At 75.5% G+C, this 17,550-nt stretch carries 15 protein-coding genes; 6 read left to right on the forward strand and 9 right to left on the reverse strand.

What is annotated here, in order from left to right:
* Positions 1-98: 98 nt before the first annotated feature.
* From ABT354_RS22660 to ABT354_RS22675, 4 genes are all read right to left on the reverse strand, one after another.
* Positions 99-719, reverse strand: a complete 621-nt coding sequence (locus ABT354_RS22660; protein ID WP_351496612.1) for an SMI1/KNR4 family protein — start codon at positions 717-719, stop codon at positions 99-101.
* Positions 720-906: 187 nt separating this feature from the next.
* Entirely contained in the window at positions 907-1,488 is a 582-nt protein-coding gene (locus tag ABT354_RS22665; RefSeq protein ID WP_351496887.1) for a DUF2165 domain-containing protein, read from the reverse strand.
* A gap of 250 nt (positions 1,489-1,738) precedes the next feature.
* Entirely contained in the window at positions 1,739-1,978 is a 240-nt protein-coding gene (locus ABT354_RS22670) for a chaplin (protein WP_351496614.1), read from the reverse strand.
* Between the two features lie 146 nt (positions 1,979-2,124).
* Positions 2,125-3,198: an RICIN domain-containing protein gene (locus tag ABT354_RS22675; protein ID WP_351496616.1), complete on the reverse strand. Its 1,074-nt coding sequence runs from the start codon at positions 3,196-3,198 to the stop codon at positions 2,125-2,127.
* Between the two features lie 869 nt (positions 3,199-4,067).
* Between ABT354_RS22675 and ABT354_RS22680 the strand changes: the two genes are divergently transcribed.
* From ABT354_RS22680 to ABT354_RS22695, 4 genes are all read left to right on the forward strand, one after another.
* On the forward strand, positions 4,068-6,290 hold the full coding sequence (locus ABT354_RS22680; protein WP_351496618.1) for a tetratricopeptide repeat protein: 2,223 nt from the start codon (positions 4,068-4,070) through the stop codon (positions 6,288-6,290).
* Positions 6,291-6,426: 136 nt separating this feature from the next.
* Positions 6,427-7,269 (forward strand): AAC(3) family N-acetyltransferase, encoded by an 843-nt coding sequence (locus ABT354_RS22685; RefSeq protein WP_351496620.1) that lies wholly within the window; start codon positions 6,427-6,429, stop codon positions 7,267-7,269.
* 193 nt (positions 7,270-7,462) lie between these two features.
* Positions 7,463-8,926 (forward strand): alpha/beta hydrolase, encoded by a 1,464-nt coding sequence (locus ABT354_RS22690; protein WP_351496623.1) that lies wholly within the window; start codon positions 7,463-7,465, stop codon positions 8,924-8,926.
* Between the two features lie 71 nt (positions 8,927-8,997).
* Positions 8,998-9,765: a methyltransferase domain-containing protein gene (locus ABT354_RS22695; RefSeq protein WP_351496889.1), complete on the forward strand. Its 768-nt coding sequence runs from the start codon at positions 8,998-9,000 to the stop codon at positions 9,763-9,765.
* A 31-nt stretch (positions 9,766-9,796) separates the two neighbouring features.
* Here ABT354_RS22695 and ABT354_RS22700 read toward each other — a convergent pair whose 3' ends face one another.
* Positions 9,797-10,426, reverse strand: coding sequence for a rhodanese-like domain-containing protein (locus ABT354_RS22700; RefSeq protein WP_351496625.1), 630 nt, complete (start codon positions 10,424-10,426; stop codon positions 9,797-9,799).
* An 83-nt stretch (positions 10,427-10,509) separates the two neighbouring features.
* Between ABT354_RS22700 and ABT354_RS22705 the strand changes: the two genes are divergently transcribed.
* Positions 10,510-10,791, forward strand: a complete 282-nt coding sequence (locus ABT354_RS22705) for a metal-sensitive transcriptional regulator (protein WP_351496627.1) — start codon at positions 10,510-10,512, stop codon at positions 10,789-10,791.
* A 137-nt stretch (positions 10,792-10,928) separates the two neighbouring features.
* Here ABT354_RS22705 and ABT354_RS22710 read toward each other — a convergent pair whose 3' ends face one another.
* The 3 genes from ABT354_RS22710 to ABT354_RS22720 form a co-directional block, all read right to left on the reverse strand.
* Complete coding sequence (locus ABT354_RS22710) at positions 10,929-11,690, reverse strand: sulfite exporter TauE/SafE family protein (RefSeq protein WP_351496629.1); 762 nt, start codon at positions 11,688-11,690, stop codon at positions 10,929-10,931.
* 122 nt (positions 11,691-11,812) lie between these two features.
* The gene (locus ABT354_RS22715; RefSeq protein WP_351496631.1) at positions 11,813-13,189 is read right to left on the reverse strand and encodes an MBL fold metallo-hydrolase; all 1,377 of its coding nucleotides are present in this window, start codon (positions 13,187-13,189) and stop codon (positions 11,813-11,815) included.
* Positions 13,190-13,421: 232 nt separating this feature from the next.
* Positions 13,422-14,936 (reverse strand): FG-GAP-like repeat-containing protein, encoded by a 1,515-nt coding sequence (locus ABT354_RS22720; protein ID WP_351496633.1) that lies wholly within the window; start codon positions 14,934-14,936, stop codon positions 13,422-13,424.
* 371 nt (positions 14,937-15,307) lie between these two features.
* Between ABT354_RS22720 and ABT354_RS22725 the strand changes: the two genes are divergently transcribed.
* A complete protein-coding gene (locus ABT354_RS22725) occupies positions 15,308-15,850 on the forward strand; it encodes a hypothetical protein (protein WP_351496635.1) in 543 nt (180 codons plus the stop codon).
* Between the two features lie 73 nt (positions 15,851-15,923).
* On the opposite strand, the gene ABT354_RS22730 is transcribed toward ABT354_RS22725, so the two are convergent.
* Positions 15,924-17,300 (reverse strand): MFS transporter, encoded by a 1,377-nt coding sequence (locus ABT354_RS22730; protein WP_351496638.1) that lies wholly within the window; start codon positions 17,298-17,300, stop codon positions 15,924-15,926.
* Positions 17,301-17,550: the final 250 nt, after the last annotated feature.

The raw sequence follows: 17,550 nt of genomic DNA on the forward strand, positions 1-17,550 counted from the left end.
AAGACCCGATAAGTCAGACACACTCGCAGCCACCTGAACCACCCCCGGGACCCACTACCAAACACAGTACGCCCACCACAAAGACAACGGCATTGGACCTAGTCCTCGAAGAAGTCGTCGGTCTCGTCGGCCAGGTGGATCAGCCCGCCGTCGTTGCCGAAGCTGTCGAGCCACACCGTGCCCGCCCAGGGGCCGTTGAGCACCAGCCGGGCCAGGGAGTGATCGCGGGTCGCGCCCAGTACCAGGGTGCCGTCCGTGTACCGGGCGCCCTCCGGGAGGTCGTGGAAGGCGGTCCTCGGATCGTCGAACTGGCCGTAGAACTCGCCGGGTCCCTCCTCGAAGAAGTCGGTCCCCTCCGTCTCCTCCCAGTCGGTGATCTCCGACGGCGGGCCGGCCCAGGGCCGGTCGAGCGGGAACGGCCCGGCGGGCCGGGGGCCGGTCTGTTCGCCGAGGAGCTGTCCGGCGTACGCCATCAGCAGCTGCGCGGGCTCGCCGAACTCCAGCAGATAGCGGCGGTAGTTCTCCGGCAGCCGTAGCCCCAGCCGGGTCTCCGTCTCCACCACCTCGGCTTCCGTCGGCGGAGAGAAGCCGGTCCGCCACAGCTCACCGCTGCCCGGCCGCAGGGCGGCCCACCGTGCGAACAGTTCGCGTATGCGGGCCAGCCGCCGGTCGATCCGCTCGCCGTCCAGCGGCTGCCGGGACACGGGCTCAGAGGTCATCGAAGGGTCCTTCGCCAGGAGATTCGCCGTGAGATTCCATGAGAGGGGGCCGCCGCGGGATCCGCACCGCGCGACGGCGTGAACGGCACTCCGGGCCGTTTCCCGGGAGTCGTCGGATCATGGGCCGACGCGGAGGGCCGGTGCGGCGTCCGGCCACAGCACCGGCCGTGCTGCCCGCGGCGTTCGCTCAGGCGGCCGCTTCGTCCGGCTGCTCCCGGCTCCGCCGACCGTCCCGGTCCTCCCGGTCCTCCCAACCGTCCCGGCTCTCCCGCGCGCCGGGCAGATGGATCACCACCAGGACGAAGGCGGCCATCATCACATTGCGGCCCGCCGGCTCCAGTCCGTTCCAGTCGGACGACTGCCACATCTGGAACCACTCACCGCCGATGGCGATGAAACCGAGCCCGAAGAGCAGCAGCACCATGGTCAGCCCCAGCGTGGTCACGCGGCGGGCCCTCGGGAGATCGCCGCCCCGGACGGCGCGGAGCCACAGCCAGGCCCCGGCGAGCAGCACGGCGGCGGTCACGGTCTCCCAGACGATGATGGCGACATAGGCCGCGTCGGCGATGGCGCGCGACTCGATCGCCCGCCACATCACGTCGTCGTCCCGGAAGGTCGTGTCCATCGCCAGCACATGCTGGACGAACGCCCGGTTGGTGCCGAAGTCGGTGATGTTCCCGAAGGCGACCAGCGCCATGTAGACGGCGATGGTCGCGGTGAGCGCGGTCGCCGCGACCGGCAGCGTCCCGAGCCCGAACACCCGGTCCAGCCGGCCCCCGCCGGACTCCTTCACGGTCCGCGTGGTCCGCGCGGTCCGGATGTTCTTGGTCCTGTCCCCTGGCACTGACGTTCCCTTCCTCCCCCTGCGCCCCATGCGCAACGGACCCGCGCATCCTGACACGGACACGCCGAACACCTCGACGCGGGTGGGCTGTTGCCGGGGGACAGGGTCCCGGCAACAGCCCCCGTCCCGCGCGACGTGCGGCGCGCGGGACGGGAAACCTGTCCGGTCCCTGCCGTCAGACGTTGGCGCAGGTGTTCCCGGCGGCCGGGTTGAGCACGCCGATCAGGACGTCGACCGTGTTGCCGCACACATTCAGCGGGACGTGCACGGGGACCTGCACCACATTGCCGGAGGCGACTCCGGGGGAGCCCACGGCGGCTCCCTCGGCTCCGGCGTCGGCGGTGGCCGCGCCGGCCCCGGTGAGCACGGTGGCCAGGGCCAGTGCCGCCGCCGCGGCGGCGATACGCATACGCATGATGTCTCCTGATGGGATGACGGGGACGTGGGGCTGCGATCACATCACCGGTGGTGGGCGGCGTCGCATCATGGGGCCGTACGTGGGCGTGCCGCACGGCCTCCGGCGGACCCCGACGGCCCGGGGGCGCACCGCCGTTCCTGGTGTCAGGGCAGGAAGTCGACACACGCGTTGGGCACGTACCCCCGCCGGGTCCGGTGCACCACCGCCGTCCAGCCGCTGCAGGTGCGGTCGCCCGCGGCGACCGTCGACCCCGGGTGCTGGGAGCCGTCCCGGCCGCCGCCCGCGCAGAAGGCGGTCGCCCCCGGGCCGAGGACCCCGATCCCCTCGGCGTCCTCCCGGGGAGCGGCCCGCACGACGACCCCGTCCAGCAGCCCCGGCGCGGGGGTGACCCGCCGCAGCAGCGGAGCCGCGGCCGTCGCCGGAGCGCCGGGCAGCAGCCGGACGAACCACCGCTGTCCGGTGCCGCCGTGGGGCGTCCACTGGTTGACGCCGTCGCCGTACGGGTCGGCGTCGAGGCGCTTGCCGGTCACGGCGTTGGTCAGGGTGTACGCGCCGCTGCGCTCCAGGCACAGCCGCCACAGCTGGGTCCTGGCGCCGGTGTCCGCGTGGAGCCGCACCGGTGCGCCGTCGTCGCGGGCGCCACCGGGGTCGAGACGGTGGACCGCCGCCAGGTTCTCCAGCCGGTAGTGGCCGTCGGAACCCTCGGGCAGCAGCAGCCACCGCTGGGAGTTCCGCTCCCCGGCCGGGCCCTGCCGGGCCGGTGCGCCCTCGGGCGCGCGGGGGTCCGGCCCGTCCAGCCGGCGGCCGTCCTGGGCGCTGGTCAGGGTGTAGACCCCGGCCCTGAGCCGGGCCGGCCCCGCCGGGTAGGTGAGCCGCCCCGAGTAGACGGTGCCGCCCGCCGCCCCGAACCGCCCCGGCAGCCGGGAGCCCCGGTCGGCGCGGGGCGCGGCCATCCGGGGCGCGGTCCCGCCGGACACGACGGTGAGCAGGTCGCCCGTGTACTCGGCGTCGGTGTACAGGACGAGCGCGAAGTCGGTCCGGTTCACCGCGGAGGAGGCCCGGTCGCCGAAGCCGTGCCGGTGCAGATCCTCGATGTCCTCGTCGCTGACGAGGATCCGGGCCGGTCCGTCACGGTTGTACTCGGCGTCCTCGTACAGCGCCCAGCTGCCCTCGGGGCAGACGCCCCGGCCCGTGCCCGTGATCACCCGTACGGTCATGTGCTCCGCTCCCCTGCCGTCGCGTTCCCCCGTCCGGCAGGGTGGCCAGCCCTCGGCCACCCGGCGGCGGATTCCAGCCACACCGGCCCGCGTCGCTTCCCCCGCCCCCGCTCCCCGCCGCCGCGCTGCCCTGGCCGCCCCACCCCGTACGGCTGACCCGAAAACGCCGCCGCCCGTCGGTGGACGTGGTACGTCTGGAGGATCACGCGTCCTCGCGAAACGATTCCCCTCCGGGGGCGCTCCGGGGTGGGGGCCCACCGCCGCTGACATGCTGTCAGGACCCCGGGTCCGCCGGGTCCGCGTCTTCCGTCGCCGATCCGGCGCCCTGGCCGGGCCGCCGTCCGTCGCGGTACGGCTCCGGGGCGTTCCGGCAAGGGGCGCACCCACCGGCCCGAAGCCGATCCGGCGGCCCTCCGGGGGTGGGGGCCACCGCCGCTGAACCACTGTCAGCAGCTCGGGTCCGCCTGCGTCCCCGGCCGGGCCGTTCTCCGTCGTGGTGCCCGGCGCCTTGGAGGGTCCGGTGCCCGGTGCGGTGATGGATCCGCCCCGGGTACGGGTGCGTGGTGGGCGCCTCCGGGCCGAGTGACTCCTGGTGGTCCGGGGGCGCTGTCCGTCGCGGTACGGTCCCTGGCGCCCAGGGCGTCGCGGTGCTCGGTGCCGTGGAGGCGGGGTCCGGACCCGTACCGGCCGGGCGGGCCGGGCGGGCCGGGCGGGAGCGGGGCCGGTGAGGGCAAGGGATCCGTGTCGGTTGCGGAGCGGGGTGCTCCGCGCGGGGGGTGGTGGGAGGGCGTGCCCGGAGGCCGTCGGTGCGTCAGGATGGGGGCGTTCGGCCGGTGCGCGGCCGTGGTCGTGGTCGTCTCGGGGGAGCGATGGATGTCGAACTGGCGTTGGCGGCGGTCGGCACGGTCGCCACGCTCTGGACAGCGGGCCTCGCCTGGCGGGAGTTCCGGGGCCGGGACGGCGGCGGGACCGAGGGGCCGCAGGGCTCCTCCGTACGGCCGCCCCTCGACCGGCTGCCGCGCACGGTACGCGGCCGGGACCCCCTCCTCGCCGAGCTGCGGGCGGCCCTGCGCCGGCCCCCGGGCCGGACCCTGGTCCTGGCCGGGCCCGGCGGCTTCGGCAAGTCGACCGTCGCCGCCGCGCTCGCGGCGGAGGCCGGGGCCGTCCGCCACCGGGGCCGGGCGCGGCCCGTGTGGTGGGTCCCGGCCGGCGACCCGGAGGCCCTCGGCGCCGCCCAGGTCACCGTCGCGCGCCGGGCGGGCGCCGCACCGGCCGACCTGGCGGCGCTGGCCCAGGGTGCCGGCGACGCCCCGGACCGCCTCTGGGCGGCCCTCGACCGGGCCCCCGCGGGCTGGCTGCTCGTCCTCGACGCGGCCGACGACCCCCGTACCCTCACCGGGCCCGGCTGGCTGCGCCCCTCCCACCGGGGGCTGGTCGTGGTGACGACCCGTCACACCGGGGCGCACGCCTGGGGCAGGGACGCCACCCTGCTGCCGGTGGGCCCCCTCGACGAGGACGCCGCCACCCTGGTCCTCACCGATCTCGCCCCCGCCGCGGGCACCCCCGACACGGCCCGGCACCTCGCCCGCCGTCTCGGCGGCCTGCCCCTGGCGCTCTTCCTGGCCGGCCACCATCTGCACGCGGGCGTGGCCCGCCGGCCGACCTTCGCCGGCTTCCGCGCCACCCTGGACACCCCGCCCGGCGGCGACTGGCCCGGGGACCCCGGACCCGACGCGGACCCCCGGGCCACGATCACCCTCACCTGGGAGCTGTCCCTCGACGCCCTCGCCCGCCGGGGCACCCCCCAGGCCCGGACCCTGCTGCGGCTGCTCTCCTGCTACCGGCCCGGCGACCCCGTACCCCGGGAGCTGCTGGACCCCACCGTGCCCGCGCTGGCCGCGATCACCGCCGGTGCCACCGACCCCGGTGCCGACCCCGGGGCCGGTGCAGGTGCCGAGCACGCCGTCGACAGGGGCCTGCGCGGTCTCGCGGAGGTGGGTCTGCTGACCGTGGAGCCGCTGCCCGGCGGCGGCGGGGGACTGGTCGTCCACCGGGTGATCGCCGATGTCAACCGGCTCCACCTCGGCCCGGCCCGCCATCCCGGTTCCCCGGTCCCCGCCGCCGCCGTCGAACTCCTCGTCGCCGCCCTGGGACGGCTCCGCATGGACCGGCCCGGCGACTGGCGGCGCTATCTGCGCCTCGCCCCCCATCTGGACACCCTCCACCGGACCACCGCCGGCCGGCTGCCGCCCCCGCTGTCGGCCGCGCTGGCCGAGGCCACCGCCGACGCCGCCCGCGCCGCCGACCGGAGCGGTGCCCACCGGCTCGCCGCCGGGCTCTGCCGCACCGCCCTGGAGCACACCGCCGCCCTGGGCCCCGACCACCCCGCCGTCCTGGCCCTGCACCACCAGCGGGCGTGGCAGATCGCGTTCCAGGGGAACACCGCGGAGGCCGAGACCCGCTACCGGCGGGTGTACGAGGCCCGTCGCCGGGTCCTCGGCGACACCGATCCCGAGACCCTCGCCGGCCGCCATGAACTCGCCTGGATCGCCGCCTGCCAGGAGCGCTGGACGGAGGCCGAGCATGCCTACCGGGAGGTGCTCGCCGCCCGCCGGGCGGTGCTGGGCGCCACCTCCCCCGACACCCTGACCACCGCCCACGAGCTGGCCTGGGCCGTGGCCAACCAGGGCCGTCACACCGAGGCCGCCGACGCGCTCGACCGGGTGCACGCGGCCCGGAGCGCGACGCTGGGCGCCCACCACCCCCAGACCCTCGCCAGCCGTCATGAACTCGCCTGGGTACGGGGGAGGGCCGGCCGCCACCACGAGGCCGGGGCCCTCTACCGGGAGGTCCTGCGGGCCCGTCGCCGGGTCCTCGGGGAGAGCCATCCCGAGACCCTGACCACCCGTCATGAACTGGCCTGGACCCTCGCCGCCCGGGGCCGCTCCACCGAGGCCGAACGGATGTGCCGCGCCGTCCTCGCCGAGCGCCGCCGGGTCCTCGGCGAGCGGCACCCCGACACCGCCGCCAGCCTGCGGGCCCTCACCGCACTGCGGCGCGGCGAGCCCTTCGAGGCCCGCCATGTCGTGTGAGCGCGCGCCACCCCGTAACCGGAACGCCCGCTCCCCGTCCCCTCCCGGTGGATGCGCCCCGCCCCGTACCGTCGGATCCGGCGGCTCCCGGCCCGCACGGCCGTACCGCCGTACCGCGCACCATCGAGGAGGAGAAGTGACGATCACCGCCGACGACCTCGGACACGCCGTGGACGAACTGGCGCTGTCCGGGCTGCCCGTCCTGGTCCACGCCTCGCTGCGATCCTTCGGCGCACCGCTCGCCGGAGGCGCCGCCGCCCTCGCGGACGCGCTCCTCGAACGGGGCTGCACCGTACTCGTCCCCGCCTTCACCGAACCGCACTTCGGGGTCGCGCCACCCCCGTCGCCGTCGATGCGCCCGGACCGCAACGGACTCGACTACACCCGGCCCTGGCCGGCGGGGCCCGCGTCGGCACCGGCCGTCTACACCCCCGGCTGCGGGCTGGTCAACGACCGGCTCGGGGTCTTCCCCGCAGCCCTGCTCACCCGCCCCGGCCTGCGGCGGGGCGGCCATCCCCTCAACTCCTTCGCCGCCGTGGGCCCCCTCGCGGCGGAACTCGTCGACGGGCAGACCCCGGTGGATGTGTACGCCCCGCTGCGCGCGCTCGCCGAACGGAACGGGCGGAGCCTGCTCATCGGGGTCGGGCTGAACCGGATGACCGCGCTCCATCTCGCCGAGGAACAGTCCGGGCGCCGTCTCTTCCGGCGCTGGGCGCGGACCGCCGACGGCCGGACCGCCCAGGTGGAGGTGGGCTCCTGCTCCGAGGGTTTCCCCCGGCTCGAACCCCGGCTGAGCGCCTGCGCCCGGACCACCTCCGTCGGGGACGCCGTCTGGCGTTCCTATCCGGTACGGGAGACCCTCGCCACGGTGGTGCCGCTCCTGGCCCGCGACCCGGGGCTGACCCGCTGCTCCCCGGAGTGCGCCGCCTGCCGCGACGCCACGGCGGGCGGCCCCCTGGCCTCCGCCCCCCTCGGCTGAGCCCACCGCCCACCGCCCGTTCCGGGGTGGCGGGGTTACGGGGCCCGGGGTCGCCCAGGGCGGGGCCACAGAGCGGACACAGAACTTACGTACCGGCGTCCTACCGCCCTTGCGCGAGGCTTCAACTCCCGGAACTGCCCCGCCCCGTAAGGCGGTTGGGCGGATCCGTGCCCGTACCTCAGGAAGGACCCCCATGCCCGGCATCCTCGGTATGTCCCCGCCGTCCCCCGGCCGCCGCCGGTTCCTCGGTACGGGCGCGGCCCTCGCGCCCGCCCTGGTGCTCGCGGGCGCGGGGCTCGGACACGCCGCCGGGACCCGCCCCCGCCCCGCCCGCCCCGCCCGTGCCACCGGTGCGGCCGGCGGATTCATCCCCGTACTGCCCCCGCCGACCGGACCGCACCCGATCGGGCAGGTCCATGTCCATCTGCGGGACCGGCACCGCGCGGACCCGTGGCGGCCCTCGCACCGGCGTGAGCTGATGGCAACACTCACCTACCCGGCCCGCTCCACCACGGGACGGGAGCGCCCGCGCTGGCTCCCCGCCGGGCAGGTGAGCGATATGGAGCGCGGGGCCCAGCAGGTCCTCGGGATCGCGCCCGGCGCGGTGGACTGGGCCGGTATCCGCACCGGGGCCCATGAGGGCGCGCCCGTCGCGGCGCCGCCCGGCGGGCTGCCGGTCGTGGTGTTCATGCCCGGCGGCCAGCTCCGGCGCACCGAGGGCACCCTGTACGCGGAGGAACTGGCCTCCCAGGGCTATCTGGTGGTGCAGACCGACCATCCGTACGAGACGATGACCGTCGAGTTCCCGGGCGGCCGGGTGGTCTCCGCCGTCATCCCGGACTTCCTCGACTACAGCGACGCCGATCTGGAGCGGATGATCACCACCCGGGTGGACGATGTCGCCTTTGTGCTGCGGGCGCTCGGCGAGTTCCACCGGGGACGGGACAAGGACTCCTCCGGGCGGGGCATGCCCCGGGGGCTGACCGGGGCGCTCGATCTCACCCGGGTCGGCTCCTTCGGCCACTCCGCGGGCGGTTTCGCCACCGGGGAGGCCCTCCACCGGCACCGCCGCATCAGTGCGGGGGTCAACCTCGACGGCCTTCTCTACCATGTGGCCCGGAAACCGCTCCCGGGCGGACCGGGCGGACCGGGCGGACCGGGCGGACCGGGTGGACCGGGTGAGCCGGGGGGACCGGGTGGGCAGCCGGCCCCGGAACCCCGCTGGGTCTTCGGCGATGTGGGCATCGAGGGCCTGCGCGAGAACCAGGCGTTCCTGCTGATGGGGGCCGAGTTCACCGAACCGCCCGGCCCCGGTGGCACCCCCTCCCCGCACAACCATGTGAACGACGCCTTCGACGCCTCCTGGAAGAGCTTCTGGGGCGCCACCCGCGGCTGGAAGCGCGATCTCACCCTCCGGGGCGCCAACCATCTGACCTTCACCACCAGCGCCCCCGTCCACTGGCAGCTGGTCGACGGCGCCGGGGCGGACCCGGGCAGGGTCGCCGAACTCTTCGGCAGGACCCCGCCCGACCGGGGCACCCTCGCCCAGCGCGCCTGCCTCACCGCCTTCTTCGACCGGCAGCTGCGCGGCATCGGCGACGGAGGACTCCTGGACAGCCCGTCCGAACGCTTCCCGGAGATCGTCCTCGTCCCCTGACCCCGGGCCGGTGACCCAGGCCGGAACGCCCGCATCCCTGCCCGCCTGCGACCATGGCACCCATGGCACCCATGGCGGGAACATTCGAGGAACTGGTGGCCGAGGCCGACGCCGCCGCCGTGACGGGCTGGGACTTCTCCTGGTTCGACGGACGGGCGACGGAGGAGCGGCCCTCCTGGGGCTATCAGCGCCTGATCGGCGAACGGCTCCGGAGCGTGGGCGCCGCCCTGGACATCCAGACCGGCGGCGGCGAGGTACTGGCGGGAGTCCCCGTCCTCCCGCCCACCATGGTCGCCACCGAGTCCTGGCCGCCGAACGCCGCCAGGGCCACCGCACTGCTCCACCCGCGCGGCGCCGTCGTGGTCGCCGACCCCGACGGATCGCCCCCGCCCCCGCTGCCCTTCGCCGACGGCGCGTTCGACCTGGTGATCTCCCGTCACCCGGCGACCGTCCGCTGGGCGGAGATCGCCCGGGTGCTGCGTCCCGGGGGCACCTATCTGGCCCAGCACGTCGGCCCGGCGACCTGCTGGGAACTGGTCGAGCACTTCCTCGGACCCCGGCCCGACGAGCGGCGGCTGCGCCATCCCGACCTGGAATCGGCCGCCGCCCGGGAGGCCGGACTGGAGATCGTGGAGCTGCGCACCGAGCGTCTGCGGATGGAGTTCCTCGACATCGGGGCCGTGGTCCACTTCCTGCGCAAGGTGGTCTGGACCGTTCCGGGTTTCACCTCCGCCGGGTACCACGACCGGCTGCTCGCACTCCACCGGCACATCGAGGAGCACGGGGTGTTCGTCGCCCACTCCAGCCGTACGCTCGTCGAGGCGCGCAGGCCCGGATGAGCCCGCCCCGGGGCAGGGGCGGGCTCAGGGGTCAGCCGCGCAGAGCGGCGAGGGCGGTCTCCAGCTCCCGGCCGCGCGGCCGGTTGTGCGGCAGCCTGCCCAGGACCCGGGCCATCGCACAGGTGTCGGTGACGGCGGAGAAGACCAGACCGCCGGCGACACCCGCGGAGATCCAGCGGGCCCGGGGGGTGCGCAGCCCGGCCAGCAGTCCGGTCAGCACCAGCGATCCGGCGGCGAACCGCACCTGGCGCTCCATCGCCCAGACGGTGCGCGCCCCCGCCGGGCGGTCGACGGCATGGCCGCGCCGCCGCCAGTCCTGGGTGCCCCCGGAGAGGGTGGTGGCGGTGATCCCCTGGCGGGCGAGCCGGCGGCAGGCGTCCTCGGAGCGGTTGCCCGAGGCGCACACCATCAGCAGGGTGCCCCGTTCGGCCGCCGCCGCCAGCTCGGGCAGGGCCGCTTCGAGCCGGTCGAGCGGGACCAGATGGGCGCCGGGCAGATGTCCGGTGGCGTACTCGCCGGGGGTCCGCACATCGACCACGATCAGCTCGCCGATGCGGGCCTGGGCCTGGTCGGCGTCGAGAGCGGGGACGGTGTCCCCACGGGTGTCGGTACGGGTGTCGGTGCGGTCGGTACGGTCGGTACGGTCGGTACGGGGGTTCATGCGGGTCTTTCCTGTTCTTCCTGGGGGCGTCCCCCCGCCGGGTAAGATACCCAGAGGGGTATCCGGACGGGAGTGAGCGGGCTGTGGAACTGCAGATGGCGGCCGACGAACTGAAGACGGTGATCAACCGACTGCGCCGGGCCGAGGGCCAGATCGCCGGGGTGATCCGGATGATCGAGGAGGGGCGTGACTGCGAGGACGTGGTCACCCAGCTCTCCGCGGCCTCCCGGGCGCTGGACCGGGCCGGTTTCGCGATCATCGCCACCGGTCTCCAGCACTGTCTGACCGACGGGGACCTCTCCTCCGGGGAGGACCGGGAGCAGCTGCGGGCCCGGCTGGAGAAGCTCTTCCTCTCCCTGGCCTGAGCCACCCGGCCCCGGTCCCCGGTCCGGGCGGCGCCGTCGCCCGGGGTGCGGCACCGTGGACCCGTCGTGTGTCCGGGGCGGTGGGGCCCGCCGCTCCGGCAGGGGCCACCGGGCCGTCCCCGGGTGCCGGCCGGCGGTCATATCAGCACATCCACGAGCATGAGGGCGGCCACCCCGAGCAGCAGGGCGGCGAAGACCCGGCGCAGCGTCGTGGCGGAGACCCGGGCGGCCAGCCGTCCGCCGTCCCAGGCGCCCAGGATCGCGGCCCCGGCGAAGGGCGCGATCACGGACCAGTCCACCCCGGTGAGGGTGGCGCCCCGGGTGGCCAGGGCGGCCAGTGAGTTCGCCGAGATGACCAGCAGACCGGTGCCGACGGCGGCCCTCATCGGGAAGGCCATCGCGGTGACCAGTGCCGGGACCACCAGGAAGCCGCCGCCGACCCCGAGCAGTCCGGTCATCGCCCCCAGCCCGGCCCCGGTCCCGGCGGCCCGGACCGGCCGGACGGCGCCCGGTTCCCCGGCGGGGTGGGGTGTCTCCGCCCGGGTGGGGCGGAGCATGCCGATCGCCGCGAGCGCGGCGACCCCGGCGAACGCGGCCGTCAGCAGGGGCCCGGGGATCCGGGCCGCCGCCGCACCGGCGGCCGCCGCGGGTATCAGCCCGGCCGCGGCGAAGAGCGCGCCCGTCCGCCAGCGCACCCGCCCGGCACGGGCATGGCCGTACAGCGCGGTGAGCGAGGTGGCGGCGACGATCAGGAGGCTCGCGGTGGTGGCCGCCGCCGGGTCGAGGCCGAGTGCGTAGATCAGCGCGGGCACGGCCAGCACACTGCCGCCCCCGCCGAGGGCGCCGAGTGCGAGTCCGACCGTACCCCCGGCGATCAGTGCCAGGACCAGGTCGCTCATCGCACACCCCCGCCGCCGTGCCCCCGCCCCGTACGGACGGCCGGGGCGGGGGGTGGCCCACCGGGTGAGGGGGGTACGGGGGAGGGCGACATGGTGCGGTCCTTCGTCGGGGAGCGGGTGGTTCAGGCGGCGGTGCCGGGCCGGGTGAGGGGGAGCCCGGCGCGGGCGGCGGCGTCGAAGCCGTCGTCCACGGCGACCACCTCGCGCCCCGCCGCGTCGAGCAGCGAGGCGGCGATGGCCGCCCGCATCCCGCCCGCGCAGTGCACCCACACCGTCCCGGGCGGCACCTCGCCGATCCGGTCGCGCAGTTCATGGACGGGTATGTGCACCGACCCCTCGATGAAGCCGTCGGCGCGCTCCCGGTCACGGCGGACATCCAGGACCACCGGGCGCCCGCCCCCGTCCCGCGCCCCGGCCAGCTCGGCGAAGCGGGCCCGGGGGAAGGAGGCGAGCCGTTCCCCCGCCCGGAGCCAGCCCTCCGGGTCCCCGGTGGCGGCGGCCGCCGGGCGGTCGATGCCCACCCGGGCCAGCTCGCGCTGGGCGTCGGCGATCCGCTCGGGGGTGTCGGCCAGCAGGGTGACCGGCTTGCCCCAGGGGATCAGCCACGCCAGATAGGTGGCGGGCTGCCCCTCGCCCTCGAAATTGAACGACCCGGCCAGATGGCCCCGGGCGAAGGCGACCCGGCTGCGCAGGTCCACCACCCACTCGCCGGCCGCCAGCCGGCGGGCCAGCTCCTCGGCGTCGGCGGTGCGCGGTGGTGTCAGATCGATCGGGGCGGGGCCCGCCGCGTTGGCCGGGCCCATGTGCGCGTAGTACGCGGGGACATCGTCCAGGGAGGCCAGCAGGTCGGCCACGAAGGTGTCGGGATCCTTGGTCAGCGCGTCATTGGTGCGGCGCTCGGCGCCGATGGTGCTGTGGTCCCCCTCGGCCCGGGAGGAGGCGCAGAAGCTGCCGAAGCCATGGGTGGGGAGCACCGCGACGCCGTCGTCCAGCTCATCGGCGAGCCGGTGCACGGAGGCGTGCTGGGCGTGGGCCAGCCGCTCGGTCAGCCGGGGCTCCACCAGGTCGGGCCTGCCCACGGAGCCGATCAGCAGCGACCCGCCGGTGAAGACGGCGACCGCCCGCCCCTCCTCCTCCAGGACATACGCGGTGTGGTGCGGGGTGTGTCCGGGGGTGGCCACCGCGCGCAGCACCAGTCCGTCGTCCACCGGGACGGTGTCACCGTCGGTGACCGGTATGCGGGCGAAGTGCACGGAGGCCCCGGCGGGTACCAGATAGCCGGCGCCGGTGACCCGGGCCAGCTCCAGACCGCCGGTGACATAGTCGTTGTGCAGATGGGTCTCGGCGACATGGGTGATCCGCACCCCGCGCCGGGCAGCGGCGGCGATGACCCGGTCGATGTCCCGGGGCGGGTCCACGACCACGGCGTTACGGGCCCCTCCGGCCAGATGGCTGCGGTTGCCCAGGCCCTCGAACTCCAGGGTGTCGATGAAGAACACGGCTGCCACTCCTTAGGTGCTCATTACCCCCGGGGGTATCTGCTCCCTCACCCTAACAGAGGTACCCCGGGGGGTATATTTCCCCTCGGGGGCGCCCAGGGCGGGTCCCGTCCGGGCGGCCAGGCGATTACAGGGAGTCACCGATTGGTGCGGGGTGGCAGGCGCTCCGGGCAGCGAAAAGCCGGGGCACACCGGTGTGACCCGGCATGCCCCGGCGTGGATCCGGGCGGGCTCAGTCGTCGAACACCTTGCCCAGTTCGCTGCCCGGGGTCGCGGCCGCGCCCAGGGTCCCGTTGCCGAAGGTGACCGAGCCGGTCACGGTCGGCCCGGACGCGGTGCCCCGGAAGGCCCACACCCCGCCGGCCCGCCCGTTCTCGCCCACCGCCGAGGCCACCAGCTCCGCCCGGCCGTCACCGCTCATGTCGACCGCGTGGGTCGCCGATCCGAAGCGGTCCTGGGTCTCGGCCACCCCCGGCACCCCGCTGGTGTTCTGGGTGAGGAGCGCCGCCCCGGTCCCGGTGAGCCCCCGGGGACCGCCGCGCAGGGTGATCACCGCACCGCCCCCGTTCACCCCGGCCACCCGCTTGCCGGGGAGCCCCGCCGAGACATCGGCATAGCCGTCGCCGTCGAGGTCGCCCACCGAGAGACCGGCACCGAAGGCGTCCCCGGGCTCGGGGACACCGGGGATCCCGGGGGTGTCCTGGTTGAGCCGGACCGCCCGTGCCCCCTGGGGCCCGTCCTTCGAGCCGGGGATATAGGTGATCATGCCGCCGGCGGCCTCGGGGATCCCCAGGTCGCTGTCGTGCCCGTCCAGCCGCCCGGCGACGATGTCGGCACAGCCGTCCCGGTCGATGTCACCGAGGTCGAGGTTCTCGCCGCCCTGGACGACCCGCCCGGAGGCGTCCGTGACCGTCTCCCCCTCGGCGGCGGGCCCCCGCGCGGTGCCCCGCCAGATCACCGTGTGCCGGGAGTCGTACGCGTCGGAGTGGTGGCGTACGGCGGCGAGATCCGTACGGCCGTCGCCGTTCACATCCCCGGCGGCCAGATCGAGGACGAACCAGACATCGCCGTCGAGCAGCGAGGTGCGGTCGGCGGAGCCGTCACGGCCGAACGGGCCGAACAGCACCCGGATGTCCGTACGGCGGTCCGAGGCGGCCACATCGGTATGGCCGTCCCCGTCGAAGTCGCCCACGGCCAGCCGGTCGCCCAGCCTGCCGTACAGATGCTGACCGTCCATCACGGTGGCGGACGCCGCGAGCCCCTGCCGCCCGCCCCAGATCACGGCGAGCGAGCCCGCGTCCTCCCGGGCGGTGCCGATGTCCTCGCCGGGGGAGCCCACCACCAGATCGGAGAAGCCGTCCCGGTCGAGGTCCCCGGTGCCCAGGGCGCCGCCGTAGGAGTCCCCGGGCTCGGCGACCCCGGGGATCCCCCGGGTGTCCTGGTGGATGAGGGCATGGTGGGTGTGTGCCGGGTCGGACGCCGATCCGTACAGCACCGCGAGATGGCCGGCCCTCTCCCGGTGGTCCGCGGTCCCGGAGGGCGCGGCGACGACGAGGTCACGGCGCCGGTCGCCGTTGAAGTCCGGGGGCGCGGCGGGGGCCGGGCCGGTACAGGCGGCCCGCGCGGAGGGGTGGCCGGGTCCCCGGGGGTCGTCCGGGGCGGCGAGTGCCGGGGGAGTGGCCAGGGAGAGGGCGGCCGTGACGGCGACAGCGAGCGCCGGGCCGCGACGCGCACGAAGTAAGGTCATGTCAGTCCTTGGGAGGCGCCCCTCGTGACGGGTGCGCGAGTCGGTCGGATGGGGCGCCGGTGTGTCGGTGTGCCCGGCGTCAGTATCGACCTCCGGCGGGGCGAAAGGGTTGTCCCGTACGGTCGGACCGCCCTCCTCCCTCCCGTGCCGGCGCTCCCCGCGCCGTCCTCCGTGCCGTCCCTGTCGTCTCCCGCGCCGTCCTCCGTGCCGTCCACCGGGGAGCGGCCCGGTCGGCTCCTCCGGGGAGGCCGGCGGTGGGCACCCCGGCCCCCGGGCGGGCTCCGGGCTCCGGGCTCCGGGCTCCGGGCTCCGGGCTCCGGGCTCCGCATAGGATGGGGGTCTTTGTCCTGGATTGATGAGAAGGCTGTCCCGTGGAACCGATCGTGTACCGCAACCGCGAGAGGCGGCGCGCCCTGGCGTGGTCGGCGGTGTTCACCGGGTGGGGCGTGATCTCCCTGGTGCGGCTCCTGGGCGGTGCCGTCCCCGGCTTCCTGGACGCCCTGGGGGTGGCATGGCTGGTGATCGTCCCCTTCGTCCTCAGGGTCGGTCTCGGCCGGGTCACGGTCGACGGCGAGGGTATCCATGCCCGGCGCCCGCTCTCCCTCCGCAGGACCTACCCCTGGCGGGACATCTCCGCCATCACCGTCGAGGAGCGGAGCAGCCGGAGCCATGGCGCCCACCGGATCGTGATCGCCCGCCCCGGGCGCAGGCCCCGGCTCCTGCCGGCGCCCTATGTCGACATCCGGGCCTCGCATGCGTGGTACGAGGAGCTGCTGGCCCAGGCGGAGGAGATCCGGGCCCGCCACCGGGCCGCCCTCGGCTCCGGCGACGGACCCGGCGATGGAGCTGGTGACCGGCCCGGTGGCGGACCCGGTGACCGGCCCGGTGGCGACGGATCCGCTCCCGCCCTCTGACGGCGGTCCGGGCACACCCCGTGCCCCGGTGCCCGGCAGGGCGCGGTGGCCGTCATGGGGCCGTCACCGGGGGTCAGCCCTTGGCGGGTTCGCCGTCCCGGACAGGGGTGATGGGTGCCGCAGGACCTGCGGAGTCGGCGGTGTGGTCGTCGTCCTCGCGGGGCAGGGTCGCCCGTCGCACCCCCGGGATCAGCAGGGCCACCAGCACCGCCGCGCCCGCGCAGACCGCGCCGTTCACCACCGCGGCGGCGCCGGGGCTGAACCAGCGTGCCAGCAGGGCGACTTCGGCGTCGCCGACCACACCGCCGGTGGTGCCCTGGGCGGTGACGACCGAGACGATCCGGCCGCGCAGCCGGTCGGGGGTGTTGTGCTGGACGAGGGCGTACTCCAGGATCTCGTACACCGTCCCGGCGGCCCCCACGACGGCCAGCGCGAGGACGGCGACGGGGAGCCGGCCGCTCAGTCCGAATCCGACCGTCGCCAGGCCGCCGGTGAACGCGGCGGCCAGCAGCAGCTGTCCGGGGCGGGCCGTGCGGCCGATCCAGCCACTGGTCGCGGAGACCAGGACGGAGCCGATGGCCGGGGCGGTGTAGAGCAGGCCGAGGGTGACCTCGTCACCGCCGAATCGTTCCGCCACCATCTCCGGGAAGAGCACCACGGGCAGATTGAACACGGCGGTCACCCCGCCGAGGGCGAGCAGTCCGCCGAGGACCCGGTTGCGCACCGCGTACCGCAGGGCGACGAGGGGCGAACCGTTGTCCCGTACCCCGTTCCCGTTCCCGTTCCCGTTCCCGTCCCCGTCTCCGTCTCCGTCGTCGGTATCGGTATCCGTATCGGTCTCCTCGACCGGTGGCAGCGGCCGGATCCGGGCGATCAGCGCCGTGGTGACCGCCGTGGTGAACGCGGCGAACGCGAAGACGGGCCCCGGTCCGGCCGCCGCGAGCAGCACTCCGCCCAACAGCGGGGCGGTGATGGAGCCGATCTCCCCGGTGAGGGAGATCAGCGCCCCGGCGGCGGGGAGTTGGTCCGGGCGGACCAGGCCGGGCGCGACCGCCATCAGCGCGGTCACACTGACCCCGGTGGCCAGACCGTCCCAGGCCACACAGAGCTGGATCGCCCAGAGTTGGGGCTCCGGCAGAAAGGCGTTGACGGCGAGCCCGGCGAAGGCGAGCGCGGCGGCGCCCCGGGCACACATGATCAGCCGTCGGCGGTCGGAGCGGTCCGCCATCCAGCCGCCCCAGAGCGAACCCAGGAGCACGGTGACGCTCATGATCATGCTGGTGACGGCGACATCGAGGGTGGAGCCGGTCAGATCGTAGACCTGGAAGGCCAGGGCCACCGTCGCCATGCCGAGCCCGAAGAGCGACACCACCCGGGCGATGAAGATCGCGCGGAAGTCGGGGCTGGTGCGCAGGGGGTCGATGTCGATGAGGAGGTCACGCGCTCGCACGGGGGTCTCCCGCCGGGGTGGGGGTGCCGGGTTCGGGGCGGGCCGAGCCCGCGGTCTCCCGTGCCGGCCCCTGGGGCGGGCGGATCCGATGTCCGGCCGTGTCGGCCATGGTGCGTCGTCCTCTCCCCGTGGCGCGGGGTGGTCCGCGCACGGCGAAGCCGCGCACACGGGGATTCCGTGTGGCGCGGTGAAGGGTGGTCGGCCCGATGGGGGCAGTTAGGAAAGGCTGACCTAACTATCAACTGTCGGT

Source organism: Streptomyces sp. NPDC000594 (genome assembly GCF_040299965.1).
GTDB lineage: Bacteria > Actinomycetota > Actinomycetes > Streptomycetales > Streptomycetaceae > Streptomyces.

Bases quoted from the DNA above. Each gene is read 5' to 3' on its own strand.
- ABT354_RS22660 (WP_351496612.1), bottom strand. From the start codon at position 719: ATGACCTCTGAGCCCGTGTCCCGGCAGCCGCTGGACGGCGAGCGGATC.
- ABT354_RS22670 (WP_351496614.1), bottom strand. From the start codon at position 1,978: ATGCGTATGCGTATCGCCGCCGCGGCGGCGGCACTGGCCCTGGCCACC.
- ABT354_RS22675 (WP_351496616.1), bottom strand. From the start codon at position 3,198: ATGACCGTACGGGTGATCACGGGCACGGGCCGGGGCGTCTGCCCCGAG.
- ABT354_RS22680 (WP_351496618.1), top strand. From the start codon at position 4,068: ATGGATGTCGAACTGGCGTTGGCGGCGGTCGGCACGGTCGCCACGCTC.
- ABT354_RS22690 (WP_351496623.1), top strand. From the start codon at position 7,463: ATGCCCGGCATCCTCGGTATGTCCCCGCCGTCCCCCGGCCGCCGCCGG.
- ABT354_RS22695 (WP_351496889.1), top strand. From the start codon at position 8,998: ATGGCGGGAACATTCGAGGAACTGGTGGCCGAGGCCGACGCCGCCGCC.
- ABT354_RS22700 (WP_351496625.1), bottom strand. From the start codon at position 10,426: ATGAACCCCCGTACCGACCGTACCGACCGTACCGACCGCACCGACACC.
- ABT354_RS22710 (WP_351496629.1), bottom strand. From the start codon at position 11,690: ATGAGCGACCTGGTCCTGGCACTGATCGCCGGGGGTACGGTCGGACTC.
- ABT354_RS22720 (WP_351496633.1), bottom strand. From the start codon at position 14,936: ATGACCTTACTTCGTGCGCGTCGCGGCCCGGCGCTCGCTGTCGCCGTC.